Origin of the sequence: Psychromonas sp. MME1, assembly GCF_041080865.1 — a bacterium.
GTDB lineage: Bacteria > Pseudomonadota > Gammaproteobacteria > Enterobacterales > Psychromonadaceae > Psychromonas.
In genome coordinates this window covers 690,854-705,559 of sequence record NZ_CP160906.1, presented here as the reverse complement: position 1 = coordinate 705,559, position 14,706 = coordinate 690,854, and the positions used below count along the sequence as shown (strand labels likewise).

The 14,706-nt window shown below is 38.2% G+C and carries 9 protein-coding genes; 2 read left to right on the top strand and 7 right to left on the bottom strand.

Going from position 1 to position 14,706, the window contains the following annotated elements; translation table 11 throughout:
* The first annotated feature begins 9 nt into the window (after positions 1-9).
* Complete coding sequence (locus AB2N10_RS03400; RefSeq protein ID WP_369434321.1) at positions 10-3,102, top strand: EAL domain-containing protein; 3,093 nt, start codon at positions 10-12, stop codon at positions 3,100-3,102.
* A gap of 232 nt (positions 3,103-3,334) precedes the next feature.
* Positions 3,335-5,071 (top strand): methyl-accepting chemotaxis protein, encoded by a 1,737-nt coding sequence (locus AB2N10_RS03395; RefSeq protein ID WP_369434320.1) that lies wholly within the window; start codon positions 3,335-3,337, stop codon positions 5,069-5,071.
* Positions 5,072-5,574: 503 nt separating this feature from the next.
* On the opposite strand, the gene AB2N10_RS03390 is transcribed toward AB2N10_RS03395, so the two are convergent.
* The 7 genes from AB2N10_RS03390 to AB2N10_RS03360 all read right to left on the bottom strand — a co-directional run bounded on the left by AB2N10_RS03390 (position 5,575) and on the right by AB2N10_RS03360 (position 14,314).
* The gene (locus tag AB2N10_RS03390; protein ID WP_354625154.1) at positions 5,575-6,291 is read right to left on the bottom strand and encodes a hypothetical protein; all 717 of its coding nucleotides are present in this window, start codon (positions 6,289-6,291) and stop codon (positions 5,575-5,577) included.
* 275 nt (positions 6,292-6,566) lie between these two features.
* Positions 6,567-7,595 carry an acyltransferase family protein gene (locus AB2N10_RS03385; protein ID WP_354625153.1) on the bottom strand — a complete coding sequence of 343 codons (1,029 nt, stop codon included), beginning with the start codon at positions 7,593-7,595 and terminating at the stop codon, positions 6,567-6,569.
* A 208-nt stretch (positions 7,596-7,803) separates the two neighbouring features.
* Positions 7,804-9,585: a right-handed parallel beta-helix repeat-containing protein gene (locus AB2N10_RS03380; RefSeq protein WP_369434319.1), complete on the bottom strand. Its 1,782-nt coding sequence runs from the start codon at positions 9,583-9,585 to the stop codon at positions 7,804-7,806.
* A 612-nt stretch (positions 9,586-10,197) separates the two neighbouring features.
* A complete protein-coding gene (locus AB2N10_RS03375) occupies positions 10,198-10,935 on the bottom strand; it encodes a pirin family protein (RefSeq protein WP_369434318.1) in 738 nt (245 codons plus the stop codon).
* Between the two features lie 159 nt (positions 10,936-11,094).
* On the bottom strand, positions 11,095-12,252 hold the full coding sequence (locus tag AB2N10_RS03370) for a tetratricopeptide repeat protein (RefSeq protein WP_369434317.1): 1,158 nt from the start codon (positions 12,250-12,252) through the stop codon (positions 11,095-11,097).
* Positions 12,249-13,412, bottom strand: a complete 1,164-nt coding sequence (locus tag AB2N10_RS03365; protein ID WP_369434647.1) for a transglutaminase family protein — start codon at positions 13,410-13,412, stop codon at positions 12,249-12,251. Before AB2N10_RS03365 ends, AB2N10_RS03370 begins: the two co-directional genes overlap by 4 nt.
* A gap of 170 nt (positions 13,413-13,582) precedes the next feature.
* A complete protein-coding gene (locus AB2N10_RS03360) occupies positions 13,583-14,314 on the bottom strand; it encodes a DUF3857 domain-containing protein (RefSeq protein WP_369434316.1) in 732 nt (243 codons plus the stop codon).
* Positions 14,315-14,706 lie beyond the last annotated feature (392 nt).

Genomic DNA, 14,706 nt, shown 5'->3' with positions numbered 1-14,706 from the left:
TGAGGTTAAATGCTAAAACCATTAAAATATAAACTTTACACCTTTATTATTATCCTTTCTTTACCGGGAGTGTTGCTGATAGCCATCAATAGTGTCGAGCAATACCAAAACCGTATTAAAAACTACAAACAGCAAGCGATATTAACCTCACAAAAACTAAGCTTCAGACAAATAAAGCTCATAGAAGAGACCCATTCCTATCTAAAATATCTTGCAACCGTGCCTGAATTACAAAATCCAACATCCCCTATTTGTGGCGATTTTTTAAAAAAAATACTTAAAATTAATAGCACCTATACGAACCTCGGCGTTCCCAATAAAGATGGTGATTTACTCTGTAATGCTCTGCCATTGACAGATAAAATTAATGTAAGTGATCGAAAATACTTCCAACGTAGCCTTAAACAGAAACAATTTTCGATAGGTACATTTCAATTAGATCGTGCAACACATAACACTAGCGTTAATTTTGCCTACCCCGTAATAACTAATCACAACGATGTGATTGCCGTTGTTGTTGCTGTACTTTCCTTAGATTGGTGGAGTCAGCAGCTTTCAGAAGAACAACTCCCTAAAGAATCTGTGGCTTTTATTACCGATAAAGAAGGACATATCGTTGCAAATTTTCCCATTGATATTCAGCGGCACGGTCAACAGGCCGACAGCTATGGGCTAAAACCACTCCCCACTATGGGCAATGAATTACAGAGTAATGTCGTCACAGGAAAAGATGGCATCTCACGCATTTATATCCAAGAAAATTTTTATACTACCGATGAAGGGGAAAATATCACCCTTAATATTGCGATTCCCTTAGATAAAGTAGGCAATGAAGCTGCATTATCATTATTAACTAACTTATTGATATTTTTTACTTTATTAGCATTAGTTTCTTTTGTTGCATTTCGAGATTTAACAAACAATGTACGAAAACCATTACAACTACTTTACGAAGCAACGGTAAAATTAAAAAGGGGGCAATATTCACCAATTCATCAGGATATTGCATTACAAGAACTGGCGATGCTAGCCAAAAATTTTGACAAAATGGCTAAGGAAAGGCTCAATGCTGAAAAAAATGCCAATCAAAAAAACCAAGAACTAGATTCTATATTTAACGCATTACCAGACCTTTATTTCAAAATTAGTGATGATGATACAATTATCGATTATCGAGCATCAACCTTAGATGACTTGTACCTTCCCCCTGAAAAATTTCTTGGCCAAAAAATGACCGAAGTCATTCCCGACTATGCAGCATTACTTTATCGACAAAACATAACCGAATTACGCCAAAAACAGCAAATAATAACATGGGAATACTCCCTAGAAATTAATGGCTCATTAGTTTTTTTTGAGGCTCGCGCCAATACAATAAATAATTCTACGGATGTTATTCTTGTGATTCGTAATATTACCAGAAGAGTACACAACGAAAAAACATTACAACTCGCCGCTTCTGTATTCGAAAACAGCAGTGAATGCATGGTTGTCACGGATGCTAATGGTAAGATCCTTAATGTTAATCCCTCTTTTACAGCGGTTACTGGTTATTCCCGAGATGAAGTATTAGGGCATACACCTAATATCTTTGCGTCAGGACTTCATGATGTTACTTTCTATGAGAAAATATGGGCCTCTCTACAGCTAAAAGGACACTGGGAGGGAGAGATTTATAATAAAACGAAACATAATGAGATACTAACTGAATGGGTAAGTATTAATGCCATTTACGATAGTAACAATGAAATTATTAAATACGTTGCTTTATATCGCGACATTTCAGAGCAAAAACATGCTAATCAACTCATTTGGCATCAAGCCAATTTTGACCACCTTACCGACTTACCTAATAGAAATTCCTTAGTCGAACATTTAAATCTTGAAATAATAAAGGCGCGAAGAAATCAAACATATATTGCGACATTATTTGTAGATTTAGATGAGTTTAAACAAGTTAATGATACATTAGGGCATGATAAAGGGGACATACTACTTAAATTAGTCTCCAAACGGCTATTATCAAAAGTAAGGGCTGATGACTTCGTTGCCCGACAAAGTGGAGATGAATTCATTGTTATTTTAGGAAATCTAAAACAGACAAATGCTGCCCTACAGGTGGTCGAGCAACTATTAAGGGGTTTCAATGAACCATATAACATCGCAGGAGAAGCGATATATATATCCGCAAGTATTGGAATATCCTATTTCCCTCAAGACGGTCAATCTTCTGCCGACCTTCTTAAAACCTCTGATCAAGCCATGTATGCGGCAAAGGCCTTAGGTAAAAATTGTTCCCACTGTTTTACACAAGCAATGCAAGATGCAGCAGTCAATAGAACAAGGCTAATTAAAGAGCTTCATGTGGCACTTGAACTTAAACAGTTCCAACTCTATTTTCAGCCAATTATCTCCTTAACAACAGGAAAAATAGTCAAAGCGGAAGCCTTAATTCGCTGGAACCACCCAAGCAAGGGAGTCATCGCACCCATTGAATTTATCGCGATCGCTGAAGAAACTAAATTTATAAATCAAATTGGTGAATGGATTTTTACTGACGCTTGCGCTGCATTATCGAAATTTAAATCTATCTTTGGCGATGAGTTTCAATTAAGTATTAATGTCTCTCCAGTACAACTTTCAGCTGCATCGAAATCGTTACAACAATGGGCAGATAAATTACACGAAGTTGGTATCTCCCCTTCTTCTCTGGTTATTGAAATTACCGAAGGCGTATTAATGTCGACCACCGAAGAGAGTTTAGCATTGCTTTTAAGCTTTCGCGATGTGGGTATTGAATTGGCACTAGATGACTTTGGAACGGGTTACTCTTCATTAACTTATATCCGAGAGTATGATGTAGATTACCTAAAAATTGACCGTGAATTTGTTAGAAATCTAGCTGATTCGCTAGACTCAAAAATCATCTGTGAATCAATTATTGTAATGGCACATAAATTAGGCATCAAAGTGATTGCAGAAGGAATTAAGACGGAAAAACAAAAAGAGTTACTAATAAAAATGGGTTGTGACTTAGGACAAGGCTATCTATTTTCAAGGCCAGTTTGTTACGATGATTTTATCGCACTAGAAGCAAAATAAGAGTAATAAATCAGCTCAAAAAAACGCCCTAAAATCACCATAAAAAGCACTTTTTTATCACATTTATAACAATACAATAGCCATTGGCCTTCCACTTAGTGGTAAGTCGCTCTAACATATACAATATAATTAACTCGGTCATCAAATCAGGATTCGCTTCGATATGAGTTTGCGAAATCCTTTACCACTCTTTTTTGGGGCAAAGATTTATTAATGATTAAAAGGGAAATTTATGTCAACAATAAATAATACGGCATCATCACCACAGCCTTTAATGAACAGCTCATCGGAGGCGTTAAATCCGCCTTTTCTATTTTTTAAGAAATTGCAATCCGTTAGTGCCCGTTTAAAATTAAGCGTTTTATTAACACTTAGCGCACTACTTTTTTTAGCATTTCAAGGCTATTCAGGGATGCAACAGGCAACCAAATCCATTGAAGATTTATTCTTTCAAGGTATGCAACATAGCATCCGAGCAGGAAAAATATTAAATGAACTCGGTGAAGCAAGAAGCGCGCTTTTACTCTCCCTACAACATGATCCCAACTCTCCATTTGCAAAATTACATGATCACCCTATCGATGCGCACATTACAACGATCAACGAATCATTAACCATACTACACCACATCGTTGATAACGAAATTATGAGCTCAGAGTTAGCCGAGGCCGAACAATCACAAGCAAATGAATTAGTTAAAAATCTCGATATCATTACAAATGAAGGTTTTTCCCCAGCGTTAAGTGCATTAAAAGCAGGCGATTACAACCAAACTAATCTCATTTTATTGAAAAAAATTAATCCCGAATTTAAATTAGTCAGTGAAAAAGCACAAGGCTTCCTTAATTTACAAGTCAAAGAAGCAAGAGAAAGTTATGAGCAGGCAGAAGCAGATATTAACGATTTCGAGTATGTCGTCATTATCACCGTCGTGGTCAGCATACTGATTATTTCATTGTTATCATTGATGATTCTTAAACGTGTTAATTTAGCATCGCAACAACTAGAGGCCAGCAGTGATCTAATTTGTGCAGGCGATCTGACACAACGTATCCATTTAAATGGCAATGATGAATTTACACATATCGCCAATTACGTCAATCAAATCGTCGGCAGTTTTCAAAATCTCGTAAAATCGACACATCAATCAACCTCACAGTTAGCGCGCTCTGCAGAAGAAAATTCAGCAGTCGCTCTGCAAACACGGCAAAATGTGGTAGAGCAACAGCTGCAAACACAACTCATTGCTACAGCTATCCACCAATTCACGGCGACTGTTCATGAAGTTGCTCAGAGTGCAAGTGCCGCATCTCAAGTATCTATAAATGCAGACAACGCTTCCGCTGAAGGACAAAAAGTCGTCAAGGAAAGCATCGATATGATTGAAAATTTATCACGTGAAATGCAAGAATCAGTTACAGCAATGCAATCCCTTGCACAACACAGCGAAGATATTGGCAGTGTTATTGGTGTTATTCAAAGCATCTCTGAGCAAACTAACTTGCTCGCTTTAAATGCAGCCATTGAAGCGGCTCGCGCGGGGGAACAAGGGAGAGGATTTGCGGTAGTTGCTGATGAAGTAAGGAGTTTAGCAAGTCGCACACAACAATCAACACAGGAAATACAGCAAACCATTCAAAATTTACAACAGGGTAGTCGCGGTGTTACTCAACGGTTAGTTGAAGGTGCTGAAAATGCTAAAAATACAGCAATGGAAGCACAAAAAGCGGGCGATGCATTAGTAGAAATAACCGAAAACGTTAAGCAAATGAATTCATTGAATGCACAAATTGCCACAGCAGCCGAGGAACAAACATCGGTAACTGAAGAGATAAATCGCAATATTACAAATATTAGTGATATTTCTAACCAAACCGCAAGCGGTGCAGAGCAAAGTAGTGCTGCAAGTGATGAATTAGCTCAATTAGCAGAAACCATGCAAGCTGAAATTGAAATATTTAAAGTTTAATATATAACATGAAAAAAGGGTTGCCCTTAGGTTTCGATTAGCAAATCAAACGAAATCTGGGACACCCAAATGTTTTTTTTACCTAACATTTGATTGATTTGCATCAATCAAATGTTAGGGTGTCCTCAATTGGCGCGACCGCTGTAATTATCTTCGCCACACAAAAATGCACGGCGAACACATCGAGAAATTAACGAAGCACGTGATTGTGTCATGCTAAACCCAATAACTGTAAACAAAAACACTGTTTATATAGTAAGTATAATATTCAATTTAGTCAAAAAGGTTTGGGTGTCCTACACTACTCTACACTACTGTTACTATATGCGAACAGGCAGTGGTGAGACCACAATAAGAGAGCCTCTATATGTGTTTGCTGTAGACGATTGCTCTGACAGCCCATACGACAGATGAAGTAAAATTTTTTGCTGATCATGTTATTCGACCAAAAAGAGGCCGAACAATTTACTACACCCTATTGACAGCGTTGGGGCTCATATGTGTTATGTGCGATTTAGAGAGAACTCAAAATCAAACGCACTTATACCTATAATATCTTCTCTCATAGAACTTATAAATTTTGGCTTTAATTCAAACGCTTTATAATGTTTGTATTCCCCTGCATCTTTATATGTAATTTCCAACTTCAACGAAGGTAATGACTCATCTAAAGGGTGGTCATCAATACTAACCCGATGAGATACAAGTAATGACATTAATGCTTCATATGCTTTTGGTATTTGAATCGTATTTACTGTTTCCATTTGCGAAATAGGAATAAGATAGTCGAACTCTTTGTCTAATCCATAACTAATTGGAAGCTTAAATTTACCATCCTGAAAAATTAAAAATAACTCTGCACCATCCTGAATAATTTGATTGTGAATATCTCTACTTTTCGGGCTGCTAGATATGACCATATCCAATAATTTTTCGTGCTCATAACACCATTTTATTTTTATAGCTTTAGCTACCCCAAGTCCTATATTTACAATTGATAGAGAATGTTCTTCTCCATCTTGTTTTGTATCCCAACTCGTGGGAAATTGGTTTTCGACATCTTGATAAGAAATACGAAAATTGCTATTCAAAACGATAAGATCTGGTTTGAAAGATGATTTTCTCTGCTTAATTATTTCAAATAAGGTTATGAGTGCTATTGTTGCAGCTACCAAAGCCCCTAGACTTGATCCTAAAGATATCCAATCAGAAATTTGCAATACTACTTACCTCCGTGAAGCACCTAACAGCTTTATAAATAGCATGATGTAATGCACCGCGCCACCTATCTTATTTTAAATAATCATCACATTATCTATTAAGCATCATGTAATCAATCAGTTCGCTAACTATTTGTAAAAACTTTGATTTGATATAGGTATAGCAAATTAGAATGTTAACAAATATAACCTGCACGGTGACGTAAAACCCAATGCTAAATTATGAATAAAACAGTGCGTCATGAATTTGATAAGAAGTCTAATAACTATCTTTTTTATCTAAATAATATTTTATTCAGCGGCGTTTTTTCAATCACCTTAACAAAGAGTAAGGTGGTTATAACGGTACCGAATAACATGATGGCATCTCTGGGTAAGCCTGTTATGGCAAAAGCACCAACAATGTTATAAAAAATAATAGCAATGGAAAGATGACTGGCATAAATGGATAATGTGCTGCGACTTAAATAATAGGTTATCGGATGATTGCCCATATTGGGTTTAGTTAATAACAAGAGAAATAACCCCGTCGCCCATAATGGTGTGAAGAGTAAAAAATCATGGCTAGAAAATACCACTCCTTTGGTAAACAACCAGTAGGCTTCAACAAAGTGCCCCACCACCCCTAGTGTTAACAGTAATAAAGCAGACGATGTAGATAAGCGCCACTCTCTACGGCGAATTTCAAAACCAATAACGACCATGAACAAACTGAAAAAGGGGCCATTACGGGTTAAAAATGGTGCGCTGAGTTCCGTTAACGAGGCGTAGCTTCCTGCAAATACCCCATAAAGATAAACGATGAAGCTAACGGGTAGTAATAGGTAAAGCATTCTAAAACGTATAAAAAATGCCATTATAGCGACCGCTATCATTAATGCGGGCAAAAACCATAAATGTACCAAGCCCCCTTCTAGGAAGGAGTTAAGTGGATTTTCGAGTAAAAAATCCCAGTAGGCGATACGTTCTGCTAAATATCCTTTACTCATCAGTGCATCTAAACGTGTCGGTAGTAGTAAGCAAATGAGACTCCACACTACCCATATTTTTAATAACGGTTTGCAATACTGGTGGATGGTCGATATCGGTCTGTTTATCAACTTAGGTTGGATAAAAAACCCCGATAATATAAAGAAAAAAGGGACGGCGAAACGACTAAGCTGATTAAAAATATCAGCGAGCCAAGCGTTGCCATCACTAAATGGAAAATCAACAAATAAACGGATATGAATAATAATGACAGCGAGCATTGCGATAACACGCATCATTTCCAGACTGGCTATTTTTTGTGGATATGGTTTCATTCTATTACTCTTAAGTTCGCTAAAAAAAGGGGCAATAAACAGATAACAGAGAGTATTATCTTTAATTTTTGTAAAGTAACAGAAAATAAAAGTGGATGTTTACTTACCATAAAAAAAATTGCCACACCCCGTGAAATAAGAATTTGCAACAAAAATAGCGTTGCAAATAAAAGCGAAAGCTGTACAGCGTGACTTTAAATAAACGCCATCAATGAGCCTTGTATTGAATAGCACCAAGATTTGGCGAACTGCCGTTATACTGCAAAGCAATGCCATCGCCTTGATTCCAACTCATTGCTTTATTTAAAATAATGGCTTGTTTTTCATAGTCTATTTTGACAATTATTGCGGTTTCACTCTGACCTTGAATTTGTATACTGTCGCCAACTTCCCCGGGGATGGAAAAACCATCATAGAAATATTTAACATCCGCTAGCTGTAGCTGGTTGCCGCTGCCAGTTGGGCTAATGATGGTAGTTAAAAACGCGCCGCTATCTATCATTGGGCTGCTCGCTTGCAGGCGATAATCGTTCTCTTGTTGATCAACAAAAAGTGGATCTTCTTCGAGCGTGTCGATAAATTCCACCAGACCAATACTAATGTAATAACTCAACAGGGAATGGTTTATCGATCGTCCCCAGATACCTAAAACATCGTCATCAACGCTACTGGCAATATTATTGTTGATAAAGCGACCGACTGATTTATTACTGCGCAGTAGAATTTGTACGCCATTATTTTCCTTGCAGTGAGAAGCTGCGAAACCTTGGTTATTCCAAAGGATATTATTGCGATATTCGTTGTCTGTCATGTTGTTGATTGGCGTACCGATTGCGATGGCCGCACACCAATTATCGTGAAAGGTATTATTATAGATGCGATTACCATAGTTATAGGTGGCCTCGCTTTTGTATGAAGCCATGCCAATGCCTGCATTGACATGATAAAAAACATTTCGACGGATAATACCATTTTGCCCCGCATACTGAATGCCATTGCCGCCGCTCGTTGAATAGTAATGCTGCGCATCTTTGAAGATATTATTATCAATCATGTTATATTGCGTACTATTAAGCCGCTCCTTTTGCTGTGCAAATTCACCGTTGCCATGCCAACTCATGGACCCTTTTTCACAATCAAATACCGAGCCTAATTTCTGATTTTTATTGCTAAATAGATTATTACGGATCACATTAAAGCTGCCACATTTTATATTCCATAGATCATGGCCTGCGAGATCCATGCGATTATCGGCGACTAAATTATGGTTAGAATGAACCAGCGCAAGGGCATCAGTACCTTTATAAAAACGGTTATTTACAATGCGATTGTAGTGACTAAAGGCAACATACAACCCACCCCGCTTGCTTTTTCCACGCCCATTTCGCCAGATGGTCGATTCATTAAATTCACTATTAGTGATTATATTGTAATGTGCATTCAAGAGCCGCCCAAAGCCGATAGAGCCTCGGACATCAATGCCATTAATCAATACATAGGAGACTTGATCTAACCAAATGGCACCGTACTCTTCACCGCTATCTTCGCTATTAATATCTAACAGGGTGACCTTTTCATTCGCGTAGGCAGAATATCCCAAATAAGCATCCGCACGCCCTGACGTCGTGACATGTAGTACTTCGTTATAATTTCCCCCTCGAATTAAAAATAAAACGCCCGCAGCAGCGCTTTGTTGTGCTCGTTTGATACTGTGAAATGCCAGTTCAGAACCACTGCCACAGGCACGTAATGCGACGTTATAATTGTCACAATCATCCTCTAAGTGGCGATCTATATAAATATTGCGAGTAAAGGAAAATGAATCGATATCTAATCTTGGTTCAATAACGGGGGCAGACTCAATGGGGGGAATGGCGGCACTATTTGCAACCATTTCCGGATAAACTATTTTATCCGTAGCGACACAGGCAGCGATAAAAAAGAGTGATAGAGCGATGCCTGCCGTTACTACCCGTCTGTTTTTATCCATTTAGTTATCCCACCTGTCTCTCTATTAAATGTTGTCACGATGATGCGCAACTAACCAATTTTGCCGATGCCCTAACGGTACTATTCCATAGAGATTAATAGCCCTTGATATCTGCCATGTTGACCGTTTTGGCGATGCTCGGTAATTGATACAGTTCTAACATATAATAGTAGAGATTAGTGAATTCTTTGAGTAAATTTAAATTGCATTTAAAATGGGGGCGATACACCACGTCAAAATGCACTAGCTTGGTACATAACCACTAATGCCTATTTCTCCATGCTCCCGAAAGGATAAGCATCTGATCTATCTTGTTGATTAAAATAATAGATAGCTGCGTTACATTCAATCGCAATAGCCTGCTATTACTCAGTCATGCGCCTTATACCAATCGGATTAAGTCTGTGATCTAAATTTTGCGCAGAAAAAATGGCTTAATTTGAGGCGTAAGTTGACGCAAATAGGTTGTTCCCTTTGCGAAACTTACAACAAAAAAGTAAGTTATTTTAGGCAGTAAAATAGAATCAGCTATTTCCCGATTGGTATTACTCTCCATCATTTTTCCTCAACAAGCTATGACCATAATATTATCTGAATTGGTATTATAAAAAATTAACTTTGCGCCATTTCAATAATAATGAAATGGGCGTATTTATCCGCAGCAGAAAGCTTAAGGCAGCCCTCTTCACTTATCGTTAAAGAATCTTGCTGGTTGAGTGATGGGTAACCTGCTATTTTCATCGTCCCTTCTATGCAATTAATGTATGCCTGTCTGCCCGGTTTTAATTGAAATTCGACAAGCGTATCTGGCGCTGTTATTTCCGACACGTACAAATTCACATCCGCATTAACATAGAGGGGGGCAGTCTCTTTGTTCTTCGGGTTAGCAACAATATGCAACAGCTTATTTTCACGGTCGCTTAAGTGAAAGTTGCGCTGGTTATAGCGCACTGTCCCACCTTTTGTCGCTGGCATGACCCAAATTTGTAAAAGACGACAGGATTGATCTTGTTGATTCTGCTCGGAGTGCCAAACACCAGTTCCCGCTGAAATAGCCTGCACATGACCTCGACCTATGGTTTCTTGCTGCTCGGTCACATTATCCCAATGGGTTAATTTCCCTGAAATAATATAACTGATTATCTCCATATCTTGGTGTGGATGGCGACCGAAACCACTATGCGGTTTAATCTCATCATCATTTAGGACACGCAGAGCACCAAAGTGCATCCGCACTGGATTGTAATAATTGGCAAATGAAAAATGAAAATAGGTATCTGCGGGATGCACTTCACTACTCGGCAAATAATGTAATTCCGAGGCACTAATTTTTTGATGAGCTGCTTTCATTTTAATTCCCTCACGCTGTTTTGTTCGGTTAATTATATTGAATGAAAGCGATGATTAATAACGGTAATAACTGAACGATCTATTCAAAAATATTGAACTAAAAAAGTCAGCTATTCCCTTTAATATAACGCCCATGGGAATAGCTACCCCGTTACCGTTTTATCGTGGAAGTTGCTCTACCCATGTAGTAAATTTTTCGTATTGGTACAAGGAGGCAAAGGCTTTTTCTGATTTAAAGTGGTCAGCTTTAAATTCATAGGCAAAATAATTTTTTAATACTTTCAGCGCCAGTAGTGCATCATCGGGTTGATTTTTACGTGATAATGCTTGCGCTAACATCCAATAGGCAAGATCCTCTCTTGGATTAATTCTTAAGGCCTTGTTGCCATGTAATATGGCATTATCAATGTCATTAATGGCTAAATAGAGATGACCAATCATCAAATGTACGTGCGCATCTGTCTTAATAATGTCTGCGAATGTTTTTAATGCCGCAATGGCTTCTCTCTCCTGTTTTCTCATAAGGTAAAGCTGAGCCATTAGATAAGAGACGGAGGGGTCATCTCGATAATATTTTTCTAATAGTTGCAGTGCCTTTTTAATCTGCACTTCATCGACCGATGAAGCCATCAGATAAGTCGTCAAATAGACTTTATTGCTAAGTAACGGCTCGGGGATCATTTCTAATTGAGTGATTGCATTATAGGGATTGTTATTATTCATCGCTTGCGTGGCATAGGTAAATTTCTGCACCGATGCTCGTTCCTCTTCATCATCACTGAGAACATGGGCAAACAGGCTAGCACTCTTTTGGCTCTGATAAACACCAATTCCATAATCTAACAGATCAACTATCTTATATTGACCATCTCGCTGACTGACAACAATTGCAGTATATAAACTTTCATGGCCGCGTTTAATGCGAATTTTTATTTGCAACTTATCACTGTCAAGTAAGATCAGCTGAGCATCCTTAAATATCGCTAAATTACTGTTCGTAAGCCTAGCAAAAAGGTCTTTTTTAAGTAGTGTATTTCTCACTAAGTTTGCATTGTAGGGGCTACTAGCCATCAGCCCGACACTGCGCTCTGCAAATTCATTGGCATCCCACATTGCTAGATAACTTTTTTCATCCTGTCTTTGCAACACATCAAATAGCTCAGCGATAAATTCATTCAGTGTGGCACTAGGATAAGCAGGAGACGCTTCTATATCAAGGGTTTGTCTCGCGCTAGTTGAGGATGGTACCGTTGTACTTGCACAGCCGTTAAGCAAGATAAAGCAGATAAAACATAATGAGATCTTCATGATTTTCATAGTCTATCTCCCGTGATGCGATCAATGTGTTTATTAAGGTGTTCAATAAAGGTGCCCATGGTTTGCTCTGTTTGGTTCTTTGTATAGGTTATTTCATACACTTTCGCTAAGCTGTTCTTAGCTTTGCGTAACTTAGCGATATGTTCAGGCACATCTTTGACTGGAATAAAGGCCCCTTTTGATTCATACAGATAACTTGTAATAATCGCTCGGTCGCGATAATCCTCGCTAAAAGAGAGCGAAAAATATGGCGTATCAATCGATTCCGTATTGTTAAATAAAGACATTTTTATCCACTCAGGGTAAGAAATGTAGGATTGATGCATTACTTTTATAGGATAAATGTGTCCCAAGGGAGTCTTACGGTTCACCGTTGTTGGCAGTGTAAAATATTCTGCAATACTATAGGGATAAATATCTGCTAATAGACGCTCTGGTTCTGTTCTAAAAAAGTCAGTAAGACGATAGGACTCAACAACCGTTGCAATATTTTGTTCAGAATCATACTCAAAAGTTAAAGGGGCACCCGCTTGCAAATTTGGGTAAATACGATTCATATAATTGAGAAATTTACGCGCCATGGTCGTTTGACCTTGCGTGATAAATTGAGAATGAATATATTCCGCTTCAATACCGCTATACTCCGTCACGATTCGATAATCCACAGGGGCTTCGTAGGCAATGACGTTAAAATACTCACGCGTACGAATTTCAGCTACCTGCTGAGCCGTTTTGGGCATTTCAACCAGAGCAAGGTATGGGTGGCCAACAACAAGGGCGTTATCATAACTGCGATAGCCAAGGCGATCTAATGCACCGCTCTGCAAGCTTCTCGTTGGATCTAACCAATAAACTTGGTCATCACTTTCGACCCGTGTAATAACATGGTTAAATTCGATAGGGCTAGGTAACTCATTAGGTAGGTTAACCGCCCCAAATGTGGAAACCAAGGCGGGATGAGCGGTGATCCCCAATTTTTCAAGAATGGCGATAAGCAGCAATGTTTTATCTTTACAATCGCCAAAGCGATTTTTAAACACCTCATCTGGATCATGGGGTTGATGGGAATTAACCCCTAACTCGATGCCTAAATAACGAATCTCTCCTTGCACAAACTGCAATGCTTTAACAATTTGTTCTTGCGGCTTTAATGGCTTGATTTTAGAGATAAAGTTCAGCAGTTCAGGATTGCTAATCGTTCTATTTGCGTAAAGAGGCTTTGCCCAAGCACTGACGTCTTTCCAGCTTTGGAAGGATGAAAAAGATAGCTGGGGATAAACGCGATACCATGCTGGATACTCTTTTTCTACAAAAATGGCGGGCGTATTTTTCAGCGTCCATTGATACTCAGTGAACCCATTTTTTTGCGAAATAATGGGTTTATCATCAAATTGATCGAGCTTATATTGAATATCACGACTGTTATCAAAAATAAAACGTCTGTTGAGTTTAACAACGGAACCGTCCAGCCCATAAAGGTATTAAAAAAGGCATGTTGACCATAGATTGGATTGCGACCTTCAATAGAGTAACTGTAATCAATAACATCCCCCTTACGAGTATCATCAATCACCAGCATCGCAGTCACATAACCATCAACAATTTCTTGATCTAAAGACTGCTCCCTTTGCAGCAAGGTAATAGCCGAGGAGGAGAGACGATTCATCTCCTTAGCACCCCGTTTTACGGTGACCTTATGCCACACTAATTTTTGATAAACGGGATTAAAGGAGACTTCTACACGAGAGGATCGCATGACCCCTTCCGTTGTTAACGGCTGTTCAACATTCCGGTTATAAACCGTTGCTTGACCATTAGCGAATTTCACTTGCTGATCAACTAATAGATAGCTAACCGGTTCAGAGGAGTCGCTATCCGGAATATCATAACCATTTATGCTGACCCATAAATCGCTGGGAGCGATACGATAGCTAAAGCCGTTAGACTCAACAAGCTGTGATTGGGTCGCTGCTATGCTGATACTTTGAAAAAATAAAATAACAGCGACAATAAAATAGTGACAACAACATATAGCACTGCTACGACGCAGAAAAATATCCATATACAATCAAATCTCCATAAAGAAAGCAAAAAACGCTCACTAAACCCGCCCCACTATCATAAAAAAATGACAACCATCACCATAAGGAATAATCAGCACCGGAACGACCTCTATTTATTAGCGACTCAGTATAACAGTCAAAAATGTCAAAAATAGGGCTATTATCAATTTGTTAGAGACAAATACAAAAAAACAAAAAATAATCAGGTAAAAAAGGCATGTTTTTTTAAAATCTAAAAAACATATTTTTGATGTTTATTTTTTATTTTAAGTAGAGAAGTTGTTAGGATGGCAAATAAAAATATAACTCCTAGCATGTGGATAAACTATAATTTACTTTAGTAATAATCAGGGCTCAGTTACGATGAGCGAAGGCAATTTATTTTGCCATG

Coding starts and splice junctions, on each gene's coding strand:
- AB2N10_RS03400 (WP_369434321.1), top strand. CDS start 10: ATGCTAAAACCATTAAAATATAAACTTTACACCTTTATTATTATCCTT.
- AB2N10_RS03395 (WP_369434320.1), top strand. CDS start 3,335: ATGTCAACAATAAATAATACGGCATCATCACCACAGCCTTTAATGAAC.
- AB2N10_RS03385 (WP_354625153.1), bottom strand. CDS start 7,595: ATGAAACCATATCCACAAAAAATAGCCAGTCTGGAAATGATGCGTGTT.
- AB2N10_RS03380 (WP_369434319.1), bottom strand. CDS start 9,585: ATGGATAAAAACAGACGGGTAGTAACGGCAGGCATCGCTCTATCACTC.
- AB2N10_RS03375 (WP_369434318.1), bottom strand. CDS start 10,935: ATGAAAGCAGCTCATCAAAAAATTAGTGCCTCGGAATTACATTATTTG.
- AB2N10_RS03370 (WP_369434317.1), bottom strand. CDS start 12,252: ATGAAAATCATGAAGATCTCATTATGTTTTATCTGCTTTATCTTGCTT.
- AB2N10_RS03360 (WP_369434316.1), bottom strand. CDS start 14,314: ATGGATATTTTTCTGCGTCGTAGCAGTGCTATATGTTGTTGTCACTAT.